At 67.2% G+C, this 26,940-nt stretch carries 27 protein-coding genes; 25 read left to right on the top strand and 2 right to left on the bottom strand.

All coding sequences use genetic code 11. From position 1 onward, the window contains the following. Nucleotides 1-104: 104 nt before the first annotated feature. The 20 genes from plsX (at nt 105) to nagZ (ending at nt 18,138) form a co-directional block, all read left to right on the top strand. On the top strand, nt 105-1,154 hold the full coding sequence (plsX, locus tag I5803_RS07670; RefSeq protein WP_196985783.1) for a phosphate acyltransferase PlsX: 1,050 nt from the start codon (nt 105-107) through the stop codon (nt 1,152-1,154). 12 nt (nt 1,155-1,166) lie between these two features. After that, nucleotides 1,167-2,144: a beta-ketoacyl-ACP synthase III gene (locus I5803_RS07665; protein WP_196985782.1), complete on the top strand. Its 978-nt coding sequence runs from the start codon at nt 1,167-1,169 to the stop codon at nt 2,142-2,144. A gap of 10 nt (nt 2,145-2,154) precedes the next feature. Further along, nucleotides 2,155-3,105 carry an ACP S-malonyltransferase gene (fabD, locus tag I5803_RS07660; RefSeq protein ID WP_196985781.1) on the top strand — a complete coding sequence of 317 codons (951 nt, stop codon included), beginning with the start codon at nt 2,155-2,157 and terminating at the stop codon, nt 3,103-3,105. After that, on the top strand, nt 3,102-3,848 hold the full coding sequence (gene fabG, locus I5803_RS07655; protein WP_196985780.1) for a 3-oxoacyl-ACP reductase FabG: 747 nt from the start codon (nt 3,102-3,104) through the stop codon (nt 3,846-3,848). The genes fabD and fabG overlap by 4 nt, the downstream gene beginning before the upstream one ends. Nucleotides 3,849-3,959: 111 nt before the next feature. Further along, entirely contained in the window at nt 3,960-4,199 is a 240-nt protein-coding gene (acpP, locus tag I5803_RS07650) for an acyl carrier protein (RefSeq protein ID WP_196985779.1), read from the top strand. An 8-nt stretch (nt 4,200-4,207) separates the two neighbouring features. Continuing rightward, a complete protein-coding gene (fabF, locus tag I5803_RS07645; protein ID WP_196985778.1) occupies nt 4,208-5,452 on the top strand; it encodes a beta-ketoacyl-ACP synthase II in 1,245 nt (414 codons plus the stop codon). Between the two features lie 43 nt (nt 5,453-5,495). Further along, nucleotides 5,496-5,954 carry a hypothetical protein gene (locus tag I5803_RS07640; RefSeq protein ID WP_196985777.1) on the top strand — a complete coding sequence of 153 codons (459 nt, stop codon included), beginning with the start codon at nt 5,496-5,498 and terminating at the stop codon, nt 5,952-5,954. Further along, nucleotides 5,951-6,586, top strand: a complete 636-nt coding sequence (gene rpoE, locus I5803_RS07635; RefSeq protein WP_196985776.1) for an RNA polymerase sigma factor RpoE — start codon at nt 5,951-5,953, stop codon at nt 6,584-6,586. The genes I5803_RS07640 and rpoE overlap by 4 nt, the downstream gene beginning before the upstream one ends. Nucleotides 6,587-6,608: 22 nt before the next feature. Then, a complete protein-coding gene (locus I5803_RS07630) occupies nt 6,609-7,187 on the top strand; it encodes a sigma-E factor negative regulatory protein (RefSeq protein WP_196985775.1) in 579 nt (192 codons plus the stop codon). An 18-nt stretch (nt 7,188-7,205) separates the two neighbouring features. Continuing rightward, entirely contained in the window at nt 7,206-8,252 is a 1,047-nt protein-coding gene (locus I5803_RS07625) for a MucB/RseB C-terminal domain-containing protein (protein WP_196985774.1), read from the top strand. Between the two features lie 26 nt (nt 8,253-8,278). Then, nucleotides 8,279-9,760: a DegQ family serine endoprotease gene (locus I5803_RS07620; protein WP_196985773.1), complete on the top strand. Its 1,482-nt coding sequence runs from the start codon at nt 8,279-8,281 to the stop codon at nt 9,758-9,760. A 522-nt stretch (nt 9,761-10,282) separates the two neighbouring features. After that, complete coding sequence (gene lepA, locus I5803_RS07615; RefSeq protein WP_196985772.1) at nt 10,283-12,094, top strand: translation elongation factor 4; 1,812 nt, start codon at nt 10,283-10,285, stop codon at nt 12,092-12,094. Between the two features lie 16 nt (nt 12,095-12,110). Beyond that, the gene (gene lepB / locus I5803_RS07610; RefSeq protein ID WP_196988496.1) at nt 12,111-13,076 is read left to right on the top strand and encodes a signal peptidase I; all 966 of its coding nucleotides are present in this window, start codon (nt 12,111-12,113) and stop codon (nt 13,074-13,076) included. Nucleotides 13,077-13,098: 22 nt separating this feature from the next. After that, complete coding sequence (locus tag I5803_RS07605) at nt 13,099-13,452, top strand: DUF4845 domain-containing protein (RefSeq protein WP_196985771.1); 354 nt, start codon at nt 13,099-13,101, stop codon at nt 13,450-13,452. Nucleotides 13,453-13,456: 4 nt separating this feature from the next. Next, entirely contained in the window at nt 13,457-14,167 is a 711-nt protein-coding gene (gene rnc / locus I5803_RS07600; protein WP_435520848.1) for a ribonuclease III, read from the top strand. After that, nucleotides 14,164-15,075 (top strand): GTPase Era, encoded by a 912-nt coding sequence (gene era, locus I5803_RS07595; RefSeq protein ID WP_196985770.1) that lies wholly within the window; start codon nt 14,164-14,166, stop codon nt 15,073-15,075. The genes rnc and era overlap by 4 nt, the downstream gene beginning before the upstream one ends. 90 nt (nt 15,076-15,165) lie before the next feature. Then, the gene (recO, locus tag I5803_RS07590; RefSeq protein WP_196985769.1) at nt 15,166-15,918 is read left to right on the top strand and encodes a DNA repair protein RecO; all 753 of its coding nucleotides are present in this window, start codon (nt 15,166-15,168) and stop codon (nt 15,916-15,918) included. After that, nucleotides 15,915-16,676: a pyridoxine 5'-phosphate synthase gene (locus I5803_RS07585; RefSeq protein ID WP_196985768.1), complete on the top strand. Its 762-nt coding sequence runs from the start codon at nt 15,915-15,917 to the stop codon at nt 16,674-16,676. The genes recO and I5803_RS07585 overlap by 4 nt, the downstream gene beginning before the upstream one ends. Nucleotides 16,677-16,678: 2 nt before the next feature. Continuing rightward, complete coding sequence (gene acpS / locus I5803_RS07580; RefSeq protein ID WP_196985767.1) at nt 16,679-17,077, top strand: holo-ACP synthase; 399 nt, start codon at nt 16,679-16,681, stop codon at nt 17,075-17,077. After that, nucleotides 17,074-18,138: a beta-N-acetylhexosaminidase gene (gene nagZ / locus I5803_RS07575; protein WP_196985766.1), complete on the top strand. Its 1,065-nt coding sequence runs from the start codon at nt 17,074-17,076 to the stop codon at nt 18,136-18,138. The genes acpS and nagZ overlap by 4 nt, the downstream gene beginning before the upstream one ends. 13 nt (nt 18,139-18,151) lie before the next feature. Here the strand turns inward: nagZ and I5803_RS07570 are convergent, their stop codons facing one another. Further along, nucleotides 18,152-19,414, bottom strand: a complete 1,263-nt coding sequence (locus I5803_RS07570; RefSeq protein ID WP_196985765.1) for an Hsp70 family protein — start codon at nt 19,412-19,414, stop codon at nt 18,152-18,154. Between the two features lie 5 nt (nt 19,415-19,419). Next, nucleotides 19,420-20,955, bottom strand: coding sequence for a lysine--tRNA ligase (gene lysS, locus I5803_RS07565; RefSeq protein ID WP_196985764.1), 1,536 nt, complete (start codon nt 20,953-20,955; stop codon nt 19,420-19,422). 105 nt (nt 20,956-21,060) lie between these two features. Here lysS and I5803_RS07560 point away from each other — a divergent pair, with 105 nt between their 5' ends. From I5803_RS07560 to I5803_RS07540, 5 genes are read left to right on the top strand one after another with little or no spacing between them, the layout of a single operon-like run. Next, nucleotides 21,061-22,530 carry a lipid II flippase MurJ gene (locus tag I5803_RS07560; RefSeq protein ID WP_196985763.1) on the top strand — a complete coding sequence of 490 codons (1,470 nt, stop codon included), beginning with the start codon at nt 21,061-21,063 and terminating at the stop codon, nt 22,528-22,530. Between the two features lie 12 nt (nt 22,531-22,542). Beyond that, nucleotides 22,543-23,346 carry an aldolase/citrate lyase family protein gene (locus I5803_RS07555; protein WP_196985762.1) on the top strand — a complete coding sequence of 268 codons (804 nt, stop codon included), beginning with the start codon at nt 22,543-22,545 and terminating at the stop codon, nt 23,344-23,346. After that, nucleotides 23,343-23,897 (top strand): sugar transferase, encoded by a 555-nt coding sequence (locus I5803_RS07550; RefSeq protein WP_196985761.1) that lies wholly within the window; start codon nt 23,343-23,345, stop codon nt 23,895-23,897. The genes I5803_RS07555 and I5803_RS07550 overlap by 4 nt, the downstream gene beginning before the upstream one ends. Further along, complete coding sequence (asnB, locus tag I5803_RS07545) at nt 23,898-25,694, top strand: asparagine synthase (glutamine-hydrolyzing) (protein WP_196985760.1); 1,797 nt, start codon at nt 23,898-23,900, stop codon at nt 25,692-25,694. After that, the gene (locus I5803_RS07540; protein WP_196985759.1) at nt 25,691-26,890 is read left to right on the top strand and encodes a capsular polysaccharide export protein, LipB/KpsS family; all 1,200 of its coding nucleotides are present in this window, start codon (nt 25,691-25,693) and stop codon (nt 26,888-26,890) included. Before asnB ends, I5803_RS07540 begins: the two co-directional genes overlap by 4 nt. Nucleotides 26,891-26,940 lie beyond the last annotated feature (50 nt).

The raw sequence follows: 26,940 nt of genomic DNA, 5'->3' as shown, positions 1-26,940 counted from the left end.
ATCCCGCCCCCAAAGGCCCGGCTGCGCTCCCGCAGCGCGGGCCTTCATTTTTGGCACCGGCTGCCGGTAGGCCTGCCCGTCCGATTCCCTCTACATTTGAGCCCATGACAACCCTGGCCGTCGATTGCATGGGGGGAGACCACGGCCCCCGAGTCACGCTCGCCGCCTGCCGGCAGTTTCTGCAAGCGCATCCCGACGCTCACTTGTTGCTGGTGGGCGCACAGGACCAGCTGGGTGGGCTCGTGCATGAGCGGGCCCGCGTCGTCCATGCCTCCGAGGTCGTCGCGATGGACGACGCCGTCGAAGTCGCGCTGCGCCGCAAGAAAGATTCGTCGATGCGGATCGCGATCCAGCAGGTCAAGGACGGACACGCGCAGGCCACGGTGTCCGCGGGAAACACCGGCGCTTTGATGGCGCTGGCCAGGTACCTGCTCAAGACGGTCGACGGGATCGACCGTCCCGCTATTGCCTACCCCATGCCCAATGCGAAGGGCGGTGCCACCACGGTGCTCGACCTCGGGGCGAACGTGGACTGCACCGAACATCACCTGCTGCAGTTTGCCGTCATGGGGTCGGCGCTGGTGTCCGCGCTCAACCATGTGGAGGCCCCCTCCGTCGGGCTGCTCAATATCGGGGAGGAAGAGATAAAAGGCAGCGAAGTGATCAAAAAAGCGGGTGAATTGCTTCGATCTGCGGCCAATTCCGGGGACTTGAACTTCTACGGCAACGTCGAGGGCAACGACATTTTCAAGGGGACCACCGACATCGTCGTGTGCGACGGGTTCGTGGGGAACGTCATGCTGAAGACGAGCGAGGGCCTGGCGAGCATGATCGGCGGTTTCCTGAGGGAAGAATTCAACAGGAATATCGTGACCAAATTGGCTGCTATCTTTGCCTATCCCGTCCTATCTGCATTCAAAAGTCGCGTGGATTACCGTCGCTACAACGGCGCAGCCTTGCTGGGCCTGCGGGGGCTGGTCTTCAAGAGCCATGGATCGGCCGACGAGTTCGCTTTCAGCCAGGCCTTGAACCGGGCGTATGATGCGGCGCGAAACAACCTCCTGGAGCGCGTCCAGACGCGCATCGCCCATGCCCGGCCCCTCCTCGTGGGCAGCGAAGGCGAGGCGCGCACCATGGAAACTGCGGCGTCCTGATCCATTTCCCTGATGACCCGATATTCACGCATCACCGGCACCGGAAGCTTCCTGCCCCCGCGCCGAGTCACCAATGCCGACCTTGCCGGCGAGCTCGCGGCCCGGGGCATCGAAACGTCCGACCAGTGGATCATCGAGCGCACCGGCATCCAGGCCCGTCATTTCGCAGCGCCTGAAGTGACGAGCAGCGACCTGGGCGCGCAGGCGGCACGGAACGCGCTGGAGGCCGCGGGCATCGCAGCTTCCGAGATCGACCTGATCATCGTCGCCACCTCCACGCCGGACATGGTGTTCCCGTCCTCCGCGTGCATCCTGCAGAACAAGCTCGGCATCGCCGGATGCGCCGCGTTCGATGTCCAGGCGGTATGCAGCGGCTTCGTATACGCGCTCACGATCGCGGATTCCCTGATCAAGACGGGCGCCGCCAGCAAGGCACTGGTGATCGGTGCCGAAGTGTTCTCGCGCATCCTCGATTTTTCCGACCGCACCACCTGCGTCCTTTTCGGCGACGGCGCGGGAGCCGTGGTGCTGGAAGCGTCCGACACGCCCGGCATCCTGGCGAGCGACCTGCATGCCGACGGCAAACACGTCGGCATCCTGTGCGTGCCGGGAAACGTTTCCGGCGGCAAGGTGCTGGGCGACCCCCTTCTGAAAATGGACGGGCAGGCGGTTTTCAAGCTCGCGATCGGCGTGCTCGAGGATGCGGCTAGGGCGACGCTCTCCAAGGCAGGCCGCACCGAGGCCGACATCGACTGGCTGATCCCCCACCAGGCCAACATCCGCATCATGCAAGGCACCGCGAAGAAGCTGAAGTTGCCGCTGGACAAGCTCGTGGTGACGGTGGACCAGCACGGCAACACGTCCGCCGCATCCATTCCCCTCGCGCTCGATGCTTCGGTGCGAAGCGGCAAGGTGAAAAAGGGCGACACGCTCATGCTCGAAGGCGTGGGCGGCGGCTTCACCTGGGGCGCCGTGCTGCTGGACTTCTAGTGAACCGACCATGAAACCATTTGCTGCCGTCTTCCCCGGCCAGGGGTCCCAGTCCGTGGGCATGCTGGACGCCTGGGGCGACCACCCTGCAGTCGCCGACACGCTGCGCGAAGCGTCCGATGCGCTGGGCGAGGACATCGCTCGGCTGATCCAGGAAGGGCCGAAGGAAACGCTCGCGCTCACCACGAACACCCAGCCCGTGATGCTCGTGGCAGGTGTCGCGGCCTACCGCGCCTGGCTGGCGGAGGGCGGCGACGCGCCGGCCGTTGTCGCCGGCCACTCACTGGGCGAGTATTCGGCACTCGTCGCGTCGGGTGTGCTGACGCTCGCGCAGGCCGCCCCGCTGGTGCGCTTTCGCGCGCAAGCCATGCAGGAAGCCGTGCCGGTGGGCACGGGCGCGATGGCCGCCATCATGGGCATGGGCGCGCAGAAGGTGATCGAGTGCTGCGCGGAAGCGATGCGCAGCTTCGGGACCAACTCCGGCGAGGTGGTCGAAGCCGTGAACTTCAACGACCCGACGCAGACCGTCATTGCCGGCAGCAAGGCGGCCGTCGACAAGGCGTGCGAAGTGGTGAAGGCCCAGGGCGCCAAGCGCGCGCTACTGCTGCCGGTCTCCGCGCCCTTCCACTCCAGCCTGATGAAGCCGGCCGCCGAGAATCTCAAGGCAAAACTGGCCGCGACTTCGTTCGCCGCTCCGCGCATTCCCGTGGTCAACAACATCGAAGCGAAGGTGGAGACCGACCCCGATCGCATTCGCGCCGCTCTCTACGAACAGGCCTTCGGTCCGGTGCGTTGGGTCGAGTGCGTGCAGGCGATCAAGGCGCGCGGAATTTCGACGATCGTCGAGTGCGGGCCCGGCAAGGTCCTCACGGGCCTGTGCAAGCGCATCGATGCGGAATTGACGGGCCTTGCGGTATTCGACCCGGCCACGCTGGCAGAAGCCAAGGGAGCACTCGCATGACGACCTCATTCGCGGGGCAGGTGGCCCTGGTCACGGGTGCATCCCGGGGGATCGGCGCGGCCATCGCGCTGGAACTGGCACAGGCGGGCCTCAAGGTGATCGGCACGGCCACCACCGACGACGGCGCGGCGCGCATCGGCCATGCGCTCGGCGCGCATGCCGGGTGCAAGGGGGCGACGCTGGACGTCAACGATGGCAAGGCCTCCGAGGCCCTGATCGATTCCATCGTCAAGGAGCACGGCGGATTGCAGGTGCTCGTGAACAACGCCGGCATCACGCGCGACATGCTGGCAATGCGGCTGAAGGACGAGGATTGGGATGCCGTCCTGGACACCAACCTCAAGGCCGTCTTCCGCATGAGCCGGGGGGTGATGCGCACCATGATGAAGCAACGCTACGGGCGGATCATCAGCATCACCTCGGTGGTGGGCGCGTCGGGAAACCCGGGACAGGCCAACTATGCGGCGGCGAAGGCCGGGGTCGCAGGCATGACGCGGGCACTCGCGCGTGAGCTCGGCAGCCGCGGTATCACGGTCAATTGCGTCGCCCCCGGATTCATCGAAACCGACATGACCGCGGCCCTTCCGGAAGAGCAGCAAAAGGCGCTGCTGGGCCAGATTCCGCTCGGGCACCTGGGCAAGCCGTCGGACATTGCGCATGCCGTCGCCTGGCTCGCCTCCCCGCTCGCCGGCTACGTCACCGGGCAGGAAATCCACGTCAACGGCGGCATGTTCATGTCCTGAAGGCGCCGACCTTTCACTCACCCCGGTTGATCCGCCCGGTGGCCGCCTACAGGGAACAGCACCCGTCGGCGGCTAAAATCGCGGATTCATTTACAACCCTTTGAGGGAACCATGAGCGATATCGAAGCACGAGTCAAAAAAATCATCGCCGAGCAACTCGGCGTGGAAGAGTCCCAGGTCACCAGCGAAAAAGCCTTTGTGGCCGACCTCGGCGCTGACTCGCTGGACACGGTGGAACTGGTGATGGCCCTCGAAGACGAGTTCGGCATCGAGATCCCCGACGAGGACGCCGAAAAGATCACGACGGTGCAGAACGCCGTCGACTACGCCAACGCCCACCAGAAGGCCTGACACCCAGCATGAGACGCCGCGTCGTCGTCACCGGCCTGGGCTGCATCAGCCCCGTGGGAAACACGGCGGCCGAATCCTGGGCGAATCTCCTTGCCGGCAAGTCCGGCATCGATACCGTCACCAAGTTCGACACCAGCGCGCTCGCCTGCAAATTCGCGGGCGAGGTCAAGGGCTTCAACATCGGGGACTACGTTCCCGAGAAGGAAGCCCGGCACATGGATCGCTTCATCCACCTCGGGCTGGCGGCTGCCTGCCAGGCCATCGCCGATTCGGGCCTGCCGACAGGCGATGCGGTGGGCGAAGAACTCGCGACGCGCATCGGCTGCAACATCGGCTCGGGCATCGGCGGGCTGCCGATGATCGAGGAGACACATAGCGAACTGATCAATCGCGGGCCGCGGCGCGTGTCGCCGTTCTTTGTGCCGGCCTCGATCATCAACATGATCTCCGGCCACGTGTCGATCAAGTTCGGCTACAAGGGTCCCAATATCGCAGTGGTCACGGCCTGCACCACGGGCCTGCATGCGATCGGCCTCTCCGCGCGCCTGATCGAGGCGGGCGATGCGGACGTGATGGTGTCCGGCGGTGCCGAATCCTGCGTGTCCCTCCTCGGGATCGGCGGGTTCGCCGCGGCGCGCGCCCTTTCCACGCGCAACGACGACCCCAAGACGGCCTCGCGGCCCTGGGACAAGGACCGGGACGGCTTCGTCCTCGGCGAGGGAGGTGGCGTGCTGGTGCTCGAGGAGTACGAACACGCGAAGGCGCGCGGCGCGAAGATCTACGCGGAGCTCGCCGGTTTCGGCATGAGCGGCGACGCGTACCACATGACGGCGCCGGACATCGACGGCCCACGCCGGTCGATGCTCAACGCCTTGCGCAACGCCGGTGTCAACGTGGACGAGGTGAACTACCTCAATGCACACGGGACGTCGACGCCTCTCGGCGACCTGAACGAGACGAACGCGATCAAGGCGGCATTCGGCGACGCCGCGAAGAAGCTCGTCGTCAATTCGACCAAGTCGATGACCGGTCACCTCCTCGGCGGCGCGGGGGGCATCGAGTCGGTGTTCTCCGTGCTGGCGCTGCACGAGCAGAAGAGCCCGCCCACCATCAACATTTTCCATCAGGATCCCGAGTGCGACCTGGACTACTGCGCCAACACGGCGCGGGACATGAAGATCGACGTGGCCGTGAAGAACAATTTTGGCTTCGGCGGCACCAACGGGACGTTGGTGTTCAAGCGGCTCACCTGAACGCGGGCACTGCGATCCAAGTCATCCGCCGCGATACCCACCCATGCACAGCGCCCCATCGGTGAGCTATCCGGTGGGGCGTTCGCTCTTTGCCGCCGCGCTGATGAGTTGCGTGTGGCTGGCCGCCGCCGGCGTGGGCATGCTATGGATCTGGCAGATGCCGATCCCAGGCTGGCGCGCAGGCGCCATGGCGGCTGCGCTGGTGGGTTCCGGGGGTTTCGCCGCCTGGTCGTGGCTGCAGGCGCCGGCAGGTGAGCTGTCCTGGGACGGCCGTGACTGGGCCTGGCAAGCAGGCGCGAACGCCGTCACAGGCAGGGTGGCCGCGATACTCGACCTTCAAGGCGTCATGCTCCTGCACTGGCGCGCTCCCACCGGGCCCGAATGGCTCTGGGTCGAAAGCCGCCGCCGCGAATCCGCATGGCGGGACCTGCGCCGTGCTGTATATTCGCGCGCCAGACCCGAAGCCTCCCCGCATCCGCGCCCGGCGGCGCCCACTCCATGACGAAGACGCCGCCCGCTGCATCGCCGACACCCGCCGAGACAGACCTCATGCTGGTCGAGCGTACGGTCGCGGGCGACCAGAAAGCCTTCGAGCTGCTGGTGCTCAAGTACCAGCGGCGGATCGAGCGCCTGATCGGGCGGATGGTGCGCGACACCGACCTCGTCCAGGACATCGCCCAGGAAACCTTCATCCGCGCCTACCGCGCGCTGGCCCAGTTCCGCGGCGAAGCGCAGTTCTACACGTGGCTGTACCGGATCGCGGTGAATACGGCCAAGAAGGCCCTGGTGGACATGAAGCGCGACCCGACCGTTTCCGAGTCGGCCCTGCGCGGCGGCGACGAGGAAGATGAAACTTCCGGGGTGGAGAACGAACTAACCACCGCGGAAACACCGGAGACGGTGCTGGCCGCCAAGGAAATCGCCGCGGCGGTCAACTCGGCCATGGAAAGCCTCCCCGAGGAACTGCGCCAGGCCGTGACCCTGCGCGAAATCGAGGGCTTGAGCTATGAAGAGATCGCGGAAGTGATGAATTGCCCGATCGGCACGGTGCGCTCCCGGATTTTCCGGGCGCGCGAGGCCATTTCGCAGCGGATCAAGCCGCTGCTGGAAAATCAGGCGGGCAAGCGTTGGTAATGCCGTATGGCGAGGTGAAGCGATGGACAAGATGGAAACCCGGGAACTGATTTCCGCACTGGCTGACGGCCAGTTGCGCGGCGAGGAATTCGCGCGAGGCGTGGAGGTGGTCGCCGCCGATGCGGACGCGATGGCGTCCTGGCACGCCTACCACCTGATCGGGGACGTGCTGCGTACCGGGGAGTGCAGCGTCTCGACGCAGCCCGCCGTGTTTCTCTCCGGGCTGCAGGCCCGCCTCGCGGACGAGACCGTTCCCGCGATGACGGGGGCCGCCGTGATGGCGGTTCCGCCCGCCGCGATGCGAGCGGAAGCAGCGAACGACACAAGCTTTCGCTGGAAGCTGGTCGCCGGTTTCGCATCCGTGGCGGCGGTGGCGGCGGTGGGTTGGTCGCTGGTCGCCGCACCCGTCAATCCGGTGCAGCCGCAACTGGCCGCGATTCCCGCCGGCGCGGTGGTCGCGAACACCGAGCGCGGCGCGATGATCCGCGAGGCTCGCCTCGACGCCTTCATGGCCGCGCACCGCGAACTCGGCGGGGCTTCCGCCTTGCCGACGCCTGCGGGCTTCCTGCGCAACGCGACCTTCGAAGGCTCCGCCCGCTGATCGCGAGGCCCGCCGCGCATGCATCTTCCGATTCCGTCCGCTTTCCGCATCCCCGGCCGCCTGATCGCGGCCTGGTGCTGCCTCGCCCCGCTCGGTCCCGCGGCCGCCGAAACGCCGCAGCCGGCGGCGCCGGTCACGACCGCGCAGGCCCGCGTACCGGAGCGCAGCGTAAGCGAATGGTTGCTGCGCATGCACGAAGCCTCGAAACTGCGCAGCTACATCGGCACCTTCGTGGTGCTCTCCAGCAATGGCGGCATGTCGAGCGCGCGCATCTGGCATGCGTGCGAAGGCAACCAGCAGATCGAGCGCGTCGAGTCGCTCACCGGCGCGCCGCGCTCCACCTTCCGCCGCAACGAGGAGGTCGTCACCTTCCTTCCGGAGACCCGGGTGGTGCGCACCGAAAAGCGCGAGTCGCTGGGTTTCTTTCCCAGCCTTTTGAAATCCGCCGACAGTTCCATTCCCGAGTTTTACGGCGCGCGCCGCCTCGGGCACGACCGCGTCGCCGGCTTCGAGACCGACGTCGTGCAACTGGCCCCGAAAGACAGCCTGCGCTACGGCTACCGCATCTGGAGCGAAAAAAAGAGCGGCCTCGTCGTGAAGCTTCAGACCATCGACGTCGACGGCACGGTGCTGGAGCAGGCGGCGTTTTCGGAACTCGCGCTGGATGCCCCGGTGCGCATGGACAAGCTCAACCAGATGATGGGCGCAACGAACGGCTGGCGCGTCGAGCGCTCCGAAGCGGTGAAGACCACGCCGGAGGCGCAAGGCTGGCAGATGCGGGTGCCGGTCGCAGGTTTCAGGCCGATCAGCTGCTACAAGCCGCCGTTCGCGGGCACGCAGGCGCCCGACGGCGCGTTGCAGTGGATTTTTTCCGACGGGCTCGCGGCAGTCTCGCTGTTCGTGGAGCAATATGACAAGCAGCGCCACGTCCAGGAAGGCCAGTACGCGAGCGGGGCCACGCAGACCCTCACGCGGCGCATCCAGGACTGGTGGTTGACCGCCGTCGGCGAAGTCCCTCCGCAGACGCTCAAGGCCTTTGCGCTCGGCCTCGAGCGGCGCAAATAATGTTTTCCGTGATTCGAAAGGTCGAAATGTCCAAGATCGATGGGATGAAAGTGCGCGCGGCCGGCCTTGCACTGGCGCTGGCCGCCGGCATGGCTGCTTTTGCGCCTGCGACGCCTGCAATGGCCCAGACCCGTGTGCTGCCCGATTTCACCGACCTCGTCGAACAGGTCGGGCCCGCGGTGGTGAACATCCGGACGCTGGAGCGCGCCCGGCAGGCCGGCGGCGCGGGAGCGCCGAACGGCATGGACGAGGAAATGCAGGAATTCTTCCGGCGTTTCTTCGGCCAGCCCGCACCCGGAACGCCGCGCCAGACACCGCGGCCGAACCGGCCGCAGCCCGATGAGGACCAGCCTGCGCAGCCGCGTGGCGTGGGCTCCGGCTTCATCCTCACCACCGACGGTTTCGTCATGACGAACGCGCACGTGGTGGAGGGCGCCGAGGAAGTGCTCGTGACGCTGCCCGACAAGCGCGAGTTCAAGGCCAAGATCGTCGGCTTCGACAAGCGCACGGACGTGGCTGTGGTGAAGATCGAGGCGACGGGCCTGCCCGCGGTCAAGGTCGGCGACGTGAACCGCCTGAAAGTGGGCGAATGGGTGATGGCCATCGGCTCTCCCTTCGGCCTCGAGAATTCCGTGACGGCGGGCATCGTCAGCGCCAAGCAGCGCGACACCGGCGACTACCTGCAGTTCATCCAGACCGACGTCGCCATCAACCCGGGCAATTCGGGCGGGCCGCTGATCAACATGCGCGGCGAAGTGGTGGGCATCAACAGCCAGATCTATTCGCGCTCCGGCGGCTTCATGGGCATCTCCTTCGCGATCCCGATCGACGAGGCGATCCGTGTCAGCGAGCAGCTGCGCCTGTCCGGCCGCGTCTCGCGCGGGCGCATCGGCGTCCAGATCGACCAGGTCACCAAGGACGTGGCCGAATCCATCGGCCTGGGCAAGCCGCAGGGTGCCTTCGTGCGCAGCGTCGAGAGCGGTTCGCCCGCGGACAAGGCGGGCGTCGAATCCGGCGACATCGTGACGAAATTCGACGGCAAGCCGATCGAGCGCGCCAACGACCTGCAGCGCCTGGTGGGCAACACCAAGCCCGGCAGCCGCGCGACGCTCACGGTGTTCCGGCGCGGCGGCTCGAAGGATCTCACCGTCACGATCGCGGAGTTCGAACCCGAGAAGCCCGTGACGGCGCGCGCCGTGCCGAAGGACGAGAAGCCGAAGGGCTCCCCTGCGGCGCAGTCCGTGGGTCTCGTGGTGAGCGAGCTCACCGCCGACCAGAAGAAGGAGCTGAAGATCAAGGGTGGCGTCAAGGTCGATTCCGTGTCCGGTGGCGCCGCGCGTGCCGGCATCCAGGAAGGCGACGTCATCATGGCCATCGGCAACATCGACGTGGCCAGCACCAGGGACTTCGATGCGGCGCTCGCGAAGGCCGACAAGAGCAAGCCGATTCCCGTGTTGCTGCGCCGCGGCGACCTGGCGACTTACCTGCTGATCAGGCCGGCGCGCTGAGCCGGGGCCCCTGCGCCGGGGGGCTTCCAAAAGGCCCCAAGCCATAGTCGGCTTGGGGCCTTTTCGGCCGGCGTTCCCTGAAAACCGACGGGCCAAAAAAATATTTTCCCGATGCTTCAGGGTGCAGACATGTTTGCACCCACTCACATCCGAGTCGACCTAATTACTTTTTTGGCTAGAATCTGCCTGCCTCACCGGCCATTACGGGTATATCGAAAAGCGGCCAACCCACCATGCGGGATGTTTCCACCCCGTTCACCGGCGATCCACAGATCGCCCACAAGTTGTCCCGAAGCTTGCCCCCTTATTTTGTTGATAACCTGTGAATAAACTTCTTGTTGCTGGTCCGCAACGAGCCGCCTCCGGCGGGTCGGCGTCTGTACGTCCGGGGCTTTTTGCCTACAATGAAGCTCCAACTATCGCAGTTGCCATAGATTGTTGGTTTAGGGCGCGTCACCATTCGACGCGCCCTTTTTTCTTTCCCCCCGCCTTTTGAATTCAATCACTTAAGCGTTCCCGTTGATGAATCACATCAGAAACTTTTCGATCATCGCGCACATCGATCACGGCAAATCGACGCTCGCGGATCGACTGATCCAACGATGCGGAGGCTTGTCGGATCGCGAGATGGAAGAGCAAGTGCTCGACTCCATGGATCTCGAAAAAGAGCGTGGGATAACCATCAAGGCGCAGACCGCTGCGCTGCATTACAAGGCGCGTGACGGACAGGTCTACAACCTCAATCTGATCGACACGCCGGGCCACGTCGACTTCTCGTACGAAGTGTCTCGTTCGCTGTCGGCATGCGAAGGCGCGTTGCTCGTCGTCGATGCGAGCCAGGGCGTCGAAGCGCAGACCGTCGCGAACTGCTACACCGCGCTCGACCTCGGCGTCGAGGTCGTGCCGGTGTTGAACAAGATGGACCTGCCGCAGGCGGACCCCGAAAACGCGAAGTCGGAGATCGAGGACGTGATCGGCATCGACGCCACCGATGCGATCCCCTGCTCGGCGAAAACCGGGATGGGCATCGACGACATCCTGGAGGCGATCGTCGCCCGCATTCCGGCGCCGCGCGGCAATCCGGAGGGCGCGTTGCGCGCGATGATCGTCGACAGCTGGTTCGACAGCTACGTGGGTGTCGTCATGCTGGTACGCGTCGTCGACGGCCGCCTCGCCAAGGGCGACCGCATCAAGCTGATGGCGACCGACACGACCTACGAGGCCAACCAGCTCGGCGTCTTCACGCCCGGCAACGAGCCGCGTCCTTCGCTGGAGGCCGGGGAGGTCGGCTACATCATCGCCGGCATCAAGGAACTGCAGGCGGCGAAGGTGGGCGACACCGTCACGCTGATCAAGCAGGGATCGGGCGCCGCCGCCTTCACCGCCACCGAGGCGCTGCCCGGCTTCAAGGAAATCCAGCCGCAGGTCTTCGCCGGCCTGTACCCGACGGAAGCCAACCAGTACGACTCGCTGCGCGACGCGCTGGAGAAGCTCAAGCTGAACGACGCCTCGCTGCACTACGAACCCGAGGTCAGCCAGGCGCTGGGCTTCGGGTTCCGGTGCGGCTTCCTCGGGCTGCTGCACATGGAGATCGTGCAGGAGCGGCTCGAGCGCGAGTTCGACCAGGACCTCATCACCACCGCGCCGAGCGTCGTCTACGAAGTGCTCAAGGCCGACGGCGATGTGATCATGGTGGAGAACCCGTCCAAGATCCCGGACCAGGGAAAGATCACCGAGATCCGCGAGCCGATCGTCACGGTGCACCTCTACATGCCGCAGGAATACGTCGGCCCCGTGATGACGCTGGCCAACCAGAAGCGCGGCGTGCAGCTCAACATGGCCTACCACGGCAAGCAGGTGATGCTCACGTACGAGCTCCCGCTCGGCGAGATCGTCCTGGATTTCTTCGACAAGCTGAAGTCGGTGAGCCGGGGCTATGCGTCCATGGACTACACGTTCAAGGAGTTCCGGCCATCCGACGTGGTGAAGGTGGACATCCTCCTGAACGGCGAGAAGGTGGACGCGCTGTCGATCATCGTGCACCGCAGCCAGTCGCAGTACCGCGCCCGCGCGGTCGTCGCCAAGATGCGCGAGATCATCAGCCGGCAGATGTTCGACGTGGCGATCCAGGCCGCCATCGGCGCCAATATCATCGCCCGCGAAACCATCAAGGCGCTGCGCAAGAACGTGCTGGCAAAATGCTACGGCGGCGACATCAGCCGCAAGCGCAAGCTCCTCGAAAAACAGAAGGCAGGCAAGAAAAGAATGAAGCAGATCGGCTCCGTCGAAGTCCCGCAGGAAGCATTCCTCGCCATCCTGCAGGTGGAAGAATGATGAGGAGCCACCCATGATGCCGGCCATCACCGCCGCGATCCTCGCGGCTTTCGCGGGCTATGCCGGTGCCTGGTACTTCGGCTACGTGGACGGCAACTTCGCCCTCCTGCTGTTCCTCGCGACCGTCGTCACCGGCGTGTACTGGCTGATGGAACGCTTCTATTTCCTGCCGCGCCGCCGCGCCGCCGCCGACCAGCTCGAAGCCGGCCTGGCGCAGCGCCGCGCCGACCTCGCCGCCAAAGGCATCACGCAGGTCGACGGCGACGTCGCCCTGGGCCGCCAGCGCCTGCTGATGCAGCCGTGGTGGCTGGACTGGACCGCCGGCCTCTTCCCCGTGATCATCGCGGTGTTCGTGCTGCGCTCGTTCCTCTTCGAGCCCTTCAAGATCCCCTCGGGTTCCATGATCCCGACGCTGCTGATCGGCGACCTGATCCTGGTCAACAAGTTCACCTACGGCATCCGCCTGCCGGTCATCAACACCAAGCTGACCGAAGGCACGCCGCCCAAGCGCGGCGACGTGATGGTGTTCCGCTACCCGCCGCAGCCCAGCCTGGACTACATCAAGCGCGTGGTCGGTGTGCCGGGCGACGAAGTCTCCTACCTGAACAAGCAGCTGAGGATCAACGGCAAGCTGCAGGAAAAGCAGCCCGTCGCCGAGTTCTTCGACGAGGACACCACGCGCTATTTCAAGCAGTTCGACGAGAACCTGGACGGCCGCCACCACCGGCTGCTCAATGACGACAACGCACCCGCGTTCGTCACCTCCACGATCGACTTTCCCGACAAGGGGAATTGCCGTTACAGTGTGGAGGGCTTTGTCTGCAAGGTGCCCGAGGGACACTATTTCATGATGGGCGACAACCGCGATAATTCTGCCGATTCGCGCGTGTGGGGCTTCGTGCCCGATGCCAACATCGTGGGCAAGGCGTTTTTCATCTGGATGAACTTCGGCAGTTTCAAGCGCATCGGATCATTCGAATAGCACTTTACGGAGAGGGGAAGCAATGAAGCTTCGATTCAAGTCCAGCCAGAGGGGCATTTCCTTCGTCGGCCTTCTATTCGTCGTGGGCGTGCTCGCCTGCGCCGGCGTGCTCGCGGCCCAGGCCTTCCCGACGGTCGTGGAGTACCAGGCAGCCGTGAAGGCGGCGCAAAAGGCGTCGGCGGGCGGCACGGTCAAGGAGGTCAAGGACATCTTCGACAAGGCCGCGCAGATCGACGACATCAAGTCCATCGCGGGGAAGGACCTGGAGATCACGAAGGACGGCGACAGGGTCGTCGTCAAGTTCGCCTACAACAGGGAAATCCACATGGCCGGCCCGGCGTACCTGCTCCTGAAATACGCATACACCTCGAAGTAGGGGCGTGAGCACCAAGGCCAGCGTGGATGGACAGCCCGCAGCATTACAGGCACTGCAGGCGCGCTTGCAGCACCCCTTCGCCGACCGGCAACTGCTGGTCCGCGCGCTGACGCACCGCAGCTTTTCTTCCGACCACAACGAGCGCCTCGAATTCCTCGGCGACTCGGTCCTGAACCTGGCCGTCGCCGCGCTCCTCTATGAGCGCCTGCAGGAGCAGCCCGAGGGCGACCTCTCCCGGGTGCGCGCCAACCTCGTCAAGCAGGACACCCTGCACCAGCTCGCCGTCACGCTCGGCCTGCCGGACATGCTGCGCCTGGGCGAGGGAGAGATGCGCTCCGGCGGCAACAAGCGGCCCTCCATCCTCGCGGACACGCTAGAGGCGCTGATCGGTGCCGTCTACCTCGATGCGGGCTACCCCGCCGCGCAGGCGCTGGTGCGCCGGCTCTTCGACGGCGTGGAGATCAAGCCGGCGATGGCGGCCAGCGCAAAGGACCCGAAGACCGAGTTGCAGGAATGGCTGCAGGGCCGCAAGATGAAGCTCCCCGTCTACCGCGTCGCGGCGACGCTGGGGGCGGCGCACAAGCAGACGTTCGACGTCGAGTGCGAGGTTCCTGAACTGGGCGCGGTGGAACGGGGCATCGGCGCCTCGCGCCGCGCCGGCGAGCAGGCGGCAGCCGCCGCCATGCTGATTGCACTGAAGGCCAAAGGCAAATGACCGACACTTCCCCGGCGCAGCGATGCGGCCTGATCGCCATCATCGGCAAGCCGAACGTCGGCAAGTCGACGCTGCTCAACGCGCTGGTCGGCCAGAAGATCAGCATCACCTCCCGGAAGGCGCAGACCACGCGCCACCGCATCACCGGCATCCGCACCGTGGGCGCCGCGCAGTTCGTGTTCGTGGACACGCCGGGCTTCCAGACGCGCCACTCCACGGCCCTGAACAAGTCACTCAACAAGACCGTGATGGGCGCCGTGGGCGACGTCGACCTGGTCCTGTTCGTGGTGGAAGCGGGGAAGTTCACCCCGGCCGACGCGAAGGTGCTGTCGCTGCTCAAACCCGGCATCCCGGTGCTGCTGGTGGCCAACAAGCTGGACATGGTGCATCGCCGCGGCGACATCGCGCCGTGGCTGGGCGAGATGCAGAAGCGCCACGACTTCGCCGAGTTCGTGCCGATCTCCGCCAAGAACGCGAAGGACGTCGAGCGCCTTTTCGGCATCTGCGAGAAGTACCTGCCCGAGCAGCCCTGGTGGTACGCGGAGGATGAGCTCACCGACCGCTCCGAGAAATTCCTCGCCTCCGAAACCGTTCGCGAGAAGCTGTTCCGCTTCACCGGCGACGAGCTGCCCTATACCTCCACCGTGGTCATCGACAAGTTCGAGGAGGAGCCCAGCCCGAAGCACAAGCGCATGATCCGCATCGCCGCGACCATCGTCGTGGAGCGCGACGGCCACAAGGCCATGGTCATCGGCGACGGCGGCGAGCGGCTCAAGCGCATCGGCACCGAAGCCCGCCAGGAGCTGGAAAAGCTCATGGACTGCAAGGTGTTCCTGGAGATCTGGGTGAAGGTGCGCAGCGGCTGGGCCGACGACGAGGCACGGGTCAAGAGCTTCGGCTATGAATGAGCAGTTGACCCCCACGCTCGGCGCTTCGTTTTGTCGCTGCCCCCCGTGCGGGCGCAACCGGCTTTGGGGCGGCCCGGCGGCCGGTTAGGCGTGGCTGCTCGCCGAACCAGCGACGAACCCGCGTTCGTCCTCCACCGCTATGACTGGAGCGAATCGAGCCTGATCCTCGAGGTGTTCACGAGGTTGCACGGCCGTATCGCCGTCGTCGCCAAGGGCGCCAAGCGGCCCAGCTCGAACTTTCGCCCGATCCTGCTGCCCCTGCAGCCGCTGCGCATCGCATTCGGTGGGGAAGGGGAGATCCGCACGCTCAAGGGCGCGGAGTGGGGCGGCGGTCACGTCATGCCCACCGGCGACGCGCTGCTCTCGGGCTACTACCTCAATGAACTGCTGATCCGCCTCCTCGCGCGCGACGATCCGCATCCCGCACTTTTCGACGCGTACGGGAGCGCCGTGCAGGTGCTTGCCTCCGAGCACGGCGAGGCGCTCGAGCCCGCGCTGCGCGCCTTCGAATTGCTGCTGCTGCGCGAGATCGGGCTGTTGCCCGCGCTGGATGCGCAGACGATGACGCTGGAGCCGCTGGCTCCCGATGCGCGCTACAGCCTGGTGCCGGAAGGCGGCCTGGTCGCGGCGGGCGAGCGCGACGGGCGCTCCACGCTTTCCGGCAGCGAATGGCTGGCGCTGGGCGATTCGATGCGGGACCACGCGCCGTTCCATGCCACGCTGCAGCAGGCGGCGCACTCCATGGCCGGGCTGAAGCCCCAATTGCGCGCGCTGCTGCACTACCATTGCGGAGTCGCGACGCTGCGCACGCGCCAGCTCATGATCGACCTCCAGGCCCTATGACCGCATCCACCGCCCGCACCGCGCTGTCCGTCAACCTCAACAAGGTCGCGCTCGTGCGCAACACGCGCCACCTCGGCATCCCCAGCGTCACCCGTGCGGCCACCTTGTGCCTGCAGGCGGGCGCGGATGGGATCACCGTGCACCCGCGTCCGGACGCACGCCACATGCGCGCCCAGGACGTGCGGGACCTGCACGACCTGCTGCGGGCCTGGCCACAGGCGGAATTCAACATCGAAGGCAACCCCTTCCACAACCTGATGGAATTCGTGACGCTGCTGCGCCCGCACCAGTGCACCTTGGTGCCGGACAGCGAAGGCCAGTTCACGAGCGACCACGGCTGGAATCTCCCCGCGGACACCGAGCGACTGCGCCCGGTCATCGCGCAGGCGAAGGCTGCGGGCGTGCGCATCAGCCTGTTCATGGACCCCTTGCCCGAGGCGATGGCTCACGCCAAGGCAGTGGGTGCCGACCGCGTCGAGCTCTATACCGAGAGCTACGCGAGCGCATGGGGCACCCCGCGCCAGGCCGAAGTCATCCGGCAGTTCGCGCAGGCCGCGCGGGCGGCGCAGGCGGCCGGGCTCGAAGTGAACGCGGGGCATGACCTGAGCCGCGAGAACCTGGCCGACTTCCTGCGTGGCGTGCCGGGTGTGCGGGAAGTCTCCATCGGCCATGCGTTCGTGTCCGACGCGCTGGAGCTGGGCTACGCAGCCACGGTGCACGCGTACCTCGCCGAGATCGCGAAGGCGTCCGGCGGCTGACCATGGTCCAGGGCATCGGCACCGACATCTGCGACGTCCGCCGCATCCGTGCGTCGTTCGAGCGGCACGGCGAACGCTTCGCGCAGCGCATCCTGTCCGACGGCGAGATGGCCGTCTGGAAGTCCCGCACCGCACGCTGGCCCGATCGCGGCCTGCGCTACCTCGCGACGCGGTTCTCCGCCAAGGAGGCGTTCAGCAAGGCCGTCGGCCTGGGCATCCGAATGCCCATGACCTGGCGCCTGTGCGAGATCGCCAACCTGCCCAGCGGCAAGCCGGTCATCGTCCTGCACGGCGGCCTGAAGGAATGGTTCGAGGCGCAGGGCTGGACAGCCCACGTAACCGTCACCGATGAAAGCGACTACGCCGCGAGTTTCGTGGTCGTCGAAAAGAAAGCACCATGAGCGAACACGCCCCCCTGATCCTGGACATCGCCGGCACCATGCTGACCGACGCCGACAAGCGCCGCCTCGCGCACCCGTTGACGGGCGGCGTGATCCTCTTCTCCCGCAACTGGAAGGACCGCGCGCAGCTCACCGCCCTGTGCGCGGAGATCAAGTCCGTGGGCGAGGACCTCCTGGTCTGCGTCGACCATGAAGGCGGCCGCGTGCAGCGCTTCCGCACCGACGGGTTCACGCACCTTCCGCCGATGCGTGCATTGGGCGAGCTGTGGATGAAGGATGCATTGGCGGCCACCAACGCGGCCACCGCGGCCGGTTACGTCCTGGGCGCCGAGCTGCGGGCGTGCGGCGTCGACTTCAGCTTCACGCCGGTGCTGGATCTGGACTGGGGCGGCAGCAGCGTCATCGGCGACCGGGCCTTCCATCGCGATGCGCGGGTCGTCGCGATGCTTGCCAAGAGCCTCATGCACGGCTTGCTGCTTGCCGGTGTGGCCAACTGCGGCAAGCACTTTCCGGGACACGGGTTCGTCAAGGCCGATTCGCACCTGGACTTGCCTGTCGATACGCGCAGCCTCAAGGCCCTCCTCGCGGAAGACGCAGCGCCGTATCGGTGGCTGAATACGACGCTCGCCAGCGTGATGCCCGCGCACGTGGTGTACCCCAAGGTCGATTCGCGCCCTGCCGGCTTCTCGTCGCGCTGGCTGAACGACATCCTGCGCGGCCAGCTCGGCTTCGGCGGGGCCATCGTGAGCGACGACCTCAGCATGGCCGGCGCGCGTGTGATCGACGGCAAACCCGTCAGCTTCACCGAAGCCGCGCTCGCGGCGCTGGAGGCGGGCTGCGACCTCGTGCCGCTGTGCAACCAGTCGGTGGAAAGCGAAGGCGGTTCGGCGATCGACGAACTGCTCGAAGGCCTGGCACAGGCCAAGGCGAAGGAACGCTGGCAAGGCAGCGACGTGAGCGAGGAGCGGCGGCTGGCCCTGCTCGCGCGCGGCCCCGCCTTGCCATGGGATGAATTGATGTTCGAGCGCGACTACATGCACGCGCTCGACCTGCTGCCGTGACAGGCGCAGCGCGTCAGCGGATCGCACCCGCGTAGGCGAGACCGGACGCCACGCCACCGAACAGGTCGCCCACGATCAGCTGGGCGCCGGGGAATTCGCGGCGCAGCAAGTCCTGGAACGGCCGCAGGGCCGACGATCCGCCCGTCAGGTACAGGCCGCCCAGTTGAGAGGGCTGCAAGCCCGCCCGGCGCAGGCATTCGTGCCCGCAATCGGCGACGTTCTTCAGCAGGTCCGCGAGGTCGTGCGCGGTTTGCGCCGCTGCGAGGGGCGAGGCCAAGCCCGGCTCGATGCAGGATAGGTCGATGGCCGTGGGCGCATCGGACATCGAGGTGCGGATCTTCGCCTGTTCCACTTCGCTCGCGAGCTGGTGGCCGAGCCGATCCTGCAGGACACGGGTGAGCCGGTCATGCAGGGTCTTGTCTCGATAGTCCACGCGCAGGTCCTCCACCTGCCGCATCACGCGGGGGGTGTAGAGCCAGTTGATCAGGTGCCAGGTGGACAAGTCGAAGAAGACGCTGCTCGGGACCTCTCGACCCGTGGGGCCCGCATGACGGTACCCGAGCAGCGGCATCACGCGCTCCAGGCTCAGCTTGCGGTCGTAGTCGGTGCCACCGATGTGCACCCCGGTCGTCGCCAGCACGTCGCCCTTGCGCTCCCGCCGCATCGCGCGGTCCGGGCCGAGCCGCACGACCGTGAAATCGGATGTGCCGCCGCCGATGTCGACGATCAGCACGACCGTCTCGCGTGTCACGCGCCGCTCGTAGTCGAAGGCTGCGGCGATGGGCTCCAGTTCCAGCGACACCTCTTCGAAGCCCGCGGCATGCGCCGCCTGGGTCAACGCCTGCTGGGCCCGCTTGTCGCGTTCCCGGTCCTCGTCGACGAAGTGCACGGGCCGGCCCAGCACCGCCTTGCGCACGTCGTGCCCGAGGCGCTGGCAGGCCCGGGCGCGCATTTCGCGCAGGAAGCGCGCGATCACGTCGCGAAAGCTCACCATGCCCTCTGGCACGCGCGTCTGCTCCTCCAGCAGGCTGCTGCCCAGGAGGCTCTTGAGCGAGCGCATCAGGCGGCCGTCGACGCCGGTGAGGTAAAGGGCGATCGCTTCGCGGCCGAAATGGATGCTGCGCTCTTCCGCGTTGAAGAAAACGGCGGTCGGCAGCGTGGGCTCGTCGCCTTCGAGCGGAACCGGACGCGCCAGCCCGTCCGGCCCCACGAAGGCCATTGCCGAATTGGAGGTGCCGAAGTCGACGCCTAGCGTGCCGCGGGCCGCGCCGGGCATGCGGCTCAGGTCTCTCGCCGCAGGGCGGGGAACAGGATCACGTCCCGGATGCTGGGGCTGTCGGTGAGCAGCATCATCAGGCGGTCGATGCCGACGCCGCAGCCGCCGGTGGGCGGCATACCATATTCCAGCGCGCGCACGAAGTCGTGGTCGTAGAACATGGCTTCGTCGTCGCCCGCGTCCTTGGCATTGACCTGCGCGTTGAATCGCGCGGCCTGGTCTTCGGCGTCGTTCAGCTCGGAGAAGCCGTTGCCGAATTCGCGGCCGGTGATGTAGAGCTCGAAACGCTCCGTCACTTCCGGGCGCTCGTCGTTGGCGCGCGCGAGCGGCGAGATTTCCGTGGGGTGCTCCATGATGAAGGTGGGCTGCCAGAGCTTTTCTTCCACGGTCTCCTCGAAGTAGAGCACCTGCAGGCTGGCGAGCGACCGGCCCGACAGCTTGTTCTTTTCTTCGGTGAGGCCGAGCTTGCGCACGGCATTCGTCAGCCACTCGCGGTTGTCCACGTTGTCACCCGCGTCGGTGTGTTTCACGATGGCTTCGCGGATGGTGAGGCGCTCGAAGGGCTGGGACAAATCCACCTCCCTGCCGCCGTAGGTGAGCTGCAACTTGCCCGTGGCACGCTGCGCGGCGTCGCGGATCAGTGCCTCGGTGAAGTCCATCAGGTCGCGGTAATTCCAGTACGCCGCGTAGAACTCCATCATGGTGAACTCGGGGTTGTGGCGCACCGAGATCCCTTCGTTGCGATAGCTGCGGTTGATCTCAAAGACCTTCTCGAAGCCGCCCACGATCAGCCGCTTCAGGTACAGCTCCGGCGCGATGCGCAGGAACATCTGCTGGTCCAGCGCGTTGTGGTGCGTGACGAAAGGCTTCGCGTTGGCGCCGCCCGGGATCGGGTGCAGCATCGGTGTCTCCACCTCGAGGAAGCCGTGCGACACCATGAATTCGCGGATGCCGCTCACGGCCTTGCTGCGGGCGACGAAGCGGTCCTTCGCCGCCGGGTCCATCATCAGGTCCACATAGCGCTGGCGGTACTTCACCTCCTGGTCGGCCACGCCGTGGAACTTGTCCGGCATGGGGCGCAGGCTCTTGGTGAGCAGGCGGATCTTCGTCGCATGCAGCGACAGCTCCCCGGTGCGCGTCTTGAAGACCTTGCCCTCGGCCGCGACGATGTCGCCCAGGTCCCAGTGCTTGAAGGCGGCGTAGGTGTCCTCGCCGACGTCGTCGCGCGTCACGTAGACCTGGAAGCGCCCCGTGGCGTCCTGCAGCGTCGCGAAGCTCGCCTTGCCCATCACGCGCTTGAGCATCATGCGGCCCGCGATCGTCGCGGGAGTGCCTTCCCCGGCCAGAAGTTCCGGCGCCTTCTCGCCGTGCGCGGCGAGCAGGTCGGCGGCGCGGTCGGCGGGCTTGAAGTCGTTCGGGAAGGCGACACCGCCGCCTTGCCGCGCTGCCTCGCGCAGGGCCTTGAGCTTCTCCCTGCGCTCGGCGATCAGCTGGTTCTCGTCCTGGGGGACGGGCGGGGCGGGCGTTTTGTTGTCGGACATGGATGTGGGGTGCGTGTGGCGGAAAAAGCGGGCTCCGCGAGCGGGCGAAACCGTCCATTTTAGTTTTTTGGCGGCGCCCGCGCGCGCGCCTCGATAATCGCGCCCATGTTTCTCAAAGCCGGCGCCTTGTCCCTGGCCCTGCTGCTGGCCAGCCGGGTGTTCGGGCTGCTGAGGGAGTCCGCCCAGGCGGCGGCGTTCGGCGCCTCGGGATTGGCGGACGTCGCAGTCCTCATGCTCACCTTGCCCGACTGGCTCACGGGTGTCCTCGCGAGCGGCGCGCTCGCCTATGTGCTGGTCCCCGCCTGGGCCGGCGAGACACGCGCCCGCGTCACGGCGAGCGAACGCGCGGTGGCGCGCATCCTCCTGGCCCTGGCCGCTGCGCTCGTGGTGGCGCTGGTCCTGGCGCGGGCGTTCGTGGTCTCCCACCTCGCGGGCGGCGTGCCGGCGTCGATGGTGCCCACCGCCACGACAGCCCTGACGTGGAGCGCCTTCGCACTGCCCGCGGCCTTGCTCGCGAGCCTGTGGACCACGCGGCTGCAGCACGAGCACGACTTCACGGGCATGTACGCCGCGAACCTCGTGGTGAACGCCGTGCTGATCCTCGCAATCCTCGTGGCGGCCCCGCGCGTGATCCAGGGGGACGCGCTGCAGTGGCTCGGTGGCGGCCTGCTCGCGGCGATGGCGTTGCGCCTTGCGTGGCTGCGCTGGCGGATGCGGCCCGCGCTGCAGGACCCGGCCGACCCCGGCGCGGGCCGGATCGCGCTGCCCGCGCCGCCGGTCTGGCTGTGGGCGATCCTGTCGGCCGGGCTCCCGCTGGCCTTGCCCTTCGTGGCGCGCTCCGTGGCGTCCCAGGCAGGCGAGGGCGCGCTGGCCACCTTCAACTACGCGTGGAAGCTCGTCGAGCTGCCGCTCATGCTCGCGATCCAGCTCGTGGCGACGCTCGCGTTCCCGGCGATCGCCAAGGGCATGGCCGCGAGCGACGAAGCGGGGACGGCACGGGCCGTGCAAGGTGCCATCGCCCTGGCCTGGACCCTGGCCTGTGCGGCGGCGGCCGCGCTTCTCGTCGGTTCCCCCGCCATCGCGCAATTGCTGTTCGGTTGGGGCCGCATGCACCCCGAGGCGCTGGAGCGAGTCGCGCAGTGGGGCGCCATCGGCGCGTGGGGCCTGCTGCCGCAGGCGCTGATCGCCGTGGCCCTCACGGTGCTGGCTGCGGGCGGACGCATGCGTGTTGCCGTGCTCGCCTACGGCCTCGCGCTGGTGCTTCTGCTGGTGGCGGCGCGGCTGGGCGTGGCCGATGGCGCGACCTTGATGGGTCTTCTCAACCTGCTGCTGGGCGCGGTCGCCGTTGCCGTGCTGCGCGCGCTCGGTCCGCAGTTGCGCGCATGGATGCCTTGGCGTGCGCTCGCGATCGCTTTTGCGAGCCTCGCCGTGCTGGCGATCCTGAGCCTGAGCTTGCCGATGCCGGAGACACTTTCGCTGGCCGCGGGACTGGCGACTGCCGTCGCGGCCGCGGCGCTGGTGATGGGCCTCACCTGGTGGGGCAGCCCCGAGCTGCGTGCAGCCCTCGCGCGATAATTGCGGGCTCCCATGCTCGAACTCCTCCAGATCACGAACGACCCGGCGTTCGCGCGCCGCTGCGACGCGCAGGGCCACTTCCGGCTCTTTGTCGATCTGGAGCGGCTCGGCAAGGCCGAGCGGCAAGCGGGCCGCAATACCTTCATCAGCGTCCACCAGCTGGACGACGTCTCGCGCATCCGCGACGCCGTGAAGCATTCGCCCCTGATGGTCCGCGTCAATCCGCTGAACGACGGGACGGCCTCCGAGGTCGACGCCGTCATCGCGCGCGGCGCGGACCTGCTGATGCTGCCGATGTTCACGACGGCGGCCGAACTGCAGCGCTTTGCATCGCTGGTGGACGGGCGCGTGCCGATCGTGCCCCTGCTCGAGACCGCGTCCGCCCTCGACTGCCTGGGCGACTGGATCGCCACGCCGGGACTCCAGGAGGCGTATGTCGGCCTGAACGACCTGCACCTCTCGCTGGGCCATCGTTTCATGTTCGAGCCGCTGGCCATGGGCCTGGTGGACCGCGTGGCATCCGCGGCGCACGCGCAGGGCCTGCGTTTCGGCTTCGGCGGCATCGCGCGGCTGGACGAAGGCCTGCTGCCGGGGCGCGACGTGCTGGCCGAGCACCTGCGGCTGCGCTCGGGCGCGGTCATCCTGTCGCGTACTTTTCACCGGGCGCAGGACGGTTCGTTCGAGGACCAGGTCGCGCAGTTGCGCCAGGCCGAAGCGCAGCTGGCAGCCCGCTCCGCCGAGCAGGTCGAGGCGGATCGCCTGCGCATCGCGGACCTCATCCGCCGCATCGCCGCCGGCATGGGCTCGCTGCCATGAAGCGCCTGCTGGACGTGCTGCTTTCATCGGTGGCGCTGCTGTTGCTGTCGCCGGTCCTGCTGGGCGCGGCGCTCGCCATCGCGCTCGAGAGCGGCTTTCCGGTCCTGTTTCGCCAGACCCGGGTCGGCCTGCAAGGTCGCGAGTTCGGCATGTACAAGTTCCGCAGCATGGTGAAGGACGCGGCATCCATCGGCCCCTGGCACACCGCGAGCGACGATCCGCGCATCACGCGCGTCGGCAGGTTCTTGCGCCGCACCAGCATCGACGAGCTGCCGCAACTGGTCAACGTGCTCAAGGGCGACATGAGCCTGGTGGGCCCGCGTCCCGACGTCCCCGCGCAGCGCGGGCTCTACAGCGATGCCGACTGGGCGCAGCGATGCAGCGTGCGACCTGGCATCACCGGCCTGGCCCAGGCGCAACTGCGCTCGGAGGCCACGCCCGCGCAACGCCTCGCGCTGGACCTGCGTTACGCGGCGGAACACAGCCTGTGGCTGGACGCGCGCATCATCGGGTGGACACTGGGCCGCGTCACCGGCAAGGGAAGCAACTAGATGTGCGGGATCTTCGGTTACTGGGACAGGCAGCGCCGCGCGCTGGATGACGCCGCGCTGGGCGGCATGGCGCGCAGGCTCGCGCACCGGGGCCCGGACGACGAGGGCATCTGGAGCCGGCCGGAGCGCGGCGTGGCCATCGGCAACCGGCGCCTGTCGATCATCGACCTCGGCGGCGGCCACCAGCCCTTCGTCTCCGACGACGGAAAGGTCGCCGTCGTGCAGAACGGTGAAATCTTCAACTACATCGAACTGGCGGCGGAATTGCGCGCCCAGGGCGTGCAGCTGCGCACGGCCTCCGACACCGAGGTGATCCTGCGCCTGTACGAACGCGAGGGCATCTCGTTCCTGTCGAAACTCAATGGCATGTTCGCGATCGCGATCGACGATGCGCGCGAGGATGCGATGTACCTGGTGCGCGACCGCATCGGCGTGAAGCCGCTGTACTTCTGCGACGACGGCACGCGCGCCATGTTCGCATCCGAGATCAAAGGCATGCTGCCCTGGTCCGGGCTTCCCACCGGGTTCGACGGGATCGACCTCGAGGCGATCCACCACTACCTCACGTTCAACTACATCCCCGCGCCATGGACGGTGTGGCGCGGCGTCCGGCACGTGATGCCGGGCACGTGGATGAAGTTCACGCGTGGCGGCGTGGAGACGCAGCGCTGGTGGAACCTTGCCGCCCAGCGCGAGCAGGATTACGAGTTCAGCGAGTGGTCGCGGGAGTTCATGGAAATCCTCGACGACGCCACGCGCATCCGCCTGCGCGCCGACGTGCCCTGGGGCGCGTTCCTCTCCGGCGGTGTGGACTCCAGCACCATCGTCGGCCTGATGGCCCGCCACGTAGACCGCCCCGTCAAGACCTTCTGCATCGGTTTCGCGGACCCGCGCTTCGACGAATCGCCTTTCGCAGCCGAAGCCGCGCGCCGTTTCGGCTGCGAGCACACGATGGAAGTCGCCGAGCTGAACATGCTGGATCGCTGGCCGAAGGTGCTGTACCACCTGGACCAGCCGCACGGCGACGCGTCGTTCATGCCGACCTTGCGCGTGAGCGAGCTGGCGGCGAAGCACGTGAAGGTGGTGCTGACCGGCGACGGCGGCGACGAGCTTTTCGCGGGCTACGAGAAGTACGAGGAGTTCTTCGCGCGGCCGGAGGCGCAGGTCCTCCCGGAAGACGCGTTCCGCCGCAGCTACTTCGATTCGATCTCGCTGTTCTCCCCGCAGGGCAAGGGCGACTTGTACGGGGCCGAGATGGCGGCGGCGGTCGGCGGCATCGACAGCTTCTCCACGGCGGCGAAGCCTTGGTTCGACGAGGCCTCGCACTTCGACCGGCTCAACCAGGCGCTCTACCTCGACATGCAGCTGCTGCTCTCGGGCAACAACCTCGTCAAGCCCGACCGCATGGGCATGGCGGTGTCCATCGAGGCGCGCACGCCCTTCCTCGACTGGCGCATGATGGAATTCGCGTTCCGCTCGCGCGGGGCGACCAAGCTGCAGGGCGCGGACAAGAAGCATTGGTACAAGAAGGCCGTGTCGCCCCTGATCGGCGAGGACCTCGCTTACCGCAAGAAGCAGATGTTCACGGTGCCCGTGGGCGAGTGGTTCCGCAAGGACAGCTTTCCCTGGCTGCAGGCCACGTTGCAGGGCAGCGACCTGCTGCAGCGTCTGTTCAAGCGCGAGGCGGTGGGGGGCCTGCTCACGCGGCATCGCGAAGGAACGGCCAACCACACGCGCGAGTTGCGCGCGCTCGCCGCCCTGGCGCTCTGGTGGACCGGCATCCAGGCGGGCGCGTGAAAAAGGTCCTGTTCGTCTGCTACGGCTCGGGCCATGTGCGCATGGTCGTCCCTGTGGCGAAGGCATTGGTCGCGCAGGGCCTCGCGAGCGTGCAGGTCCTGGGGCTGACCACGGCCGCCCCGGTGGTGCGCGCGGCGGGCTTGCCTTTGCTGCAGATCAAGGATTTCATCGAGGCGTCCGATGCAGCGGCGTTGGCGCGGGGCCGCGAGCTGGTGGCCGGGATGGGACAGGTCGACGACCCGGTCGAAAGTGCGGCGTACCTGGGCCTCAGCTACGCCGACCTGTCCGCTGAAGCGGGCGAAGAAGAGGCCGCGCGAAGGCATGCGCAGCTGGGCCGCCAGGCCTTCCTGCCGGTGCGTACGCTGCGCAGGGTGCTCGAGCGTGTGAAGCCGGACCTGCTGGTCGTCACCAACTCCCCGCGCGCGGAGCGCGCCGCCGTCCTCGCCGCGCGCGGACTCGGCATCCCCGCCGTCTGCATCGTCGACCTGTTCGCGGTGGACGAGGTCCGATGGATAGGCGCGCGGGGCTACGCTCAGCGCATATGCGTCCTCAACGAGGGCGTGCGGGACTTCCTGGTGGCGGCAGGCCGGCAGCCGCGCGAAATCGTCGTGACGGGAAATCCGGCCTTCGATGCACTGCGTGACCCGGCCAACGCGACGCTCGGCGCGCAGATCCGCCGCAGTCAGGGCTGGGAGGGCAGGCGTGTGCTGCTCTGGCCGAACCAGGCCGAGCCGGCGATCCACCCCTTCGACGGTTCCCCGGGCGATCCGGACCTGCCCGCTCGCGTCCTGCAGGCACTGGTGGACTGGACGTTGGCGCATCCCGACGCCGTGCTGTGCGTGCGGCCGCGCGCCGGCGAAGCACCGCCGCCGCTTCCTTCCGCGAACCAGGTCGTCGTCACGGGACAGGACTGGGCACTTCCCCCGCTCCTCCACACCGTGGACGCCGTGGTCACCTTGACTTCCACCGTCGGGCTGGAAGGGCACCTGTGCGGTGCGCGGCTCGTGCAGGTGCTGGGCTCGGTGTTCGACGCCGCGATGCCTCTGGCGCGCTTCGGGGTGGCGGACGCGGCCGTGCCCCTGGCGGGACTCGGGGACGCGCTGGATCGCTGGACTGCCGCCGGGCGCGGCGCGACCACCGGCGCCCCGGGCGAGGCCACGGACCGCGTCGTCCGGGTGCTGGCCGAATTTCTATAATCCAGCTTTCACCGGCGGCCGCTGCCATGACGCGGCGGCGCCTCCTTTCC

Source organism: Caenimonas aquaedulcis, from assembly GCF_015831345.1.
GTDB lineage: Bacteria > Pseudomonadota > Gammaproteobacteria > Burkholderiales > Burkholderiaceae_C > Ramlibacter > Ramlibacter aquaedulcis.
Note: the sequence above shows the minus strand (reverse complement) of the source record. Positions and strands in the feature narration are given on the sequence as shown.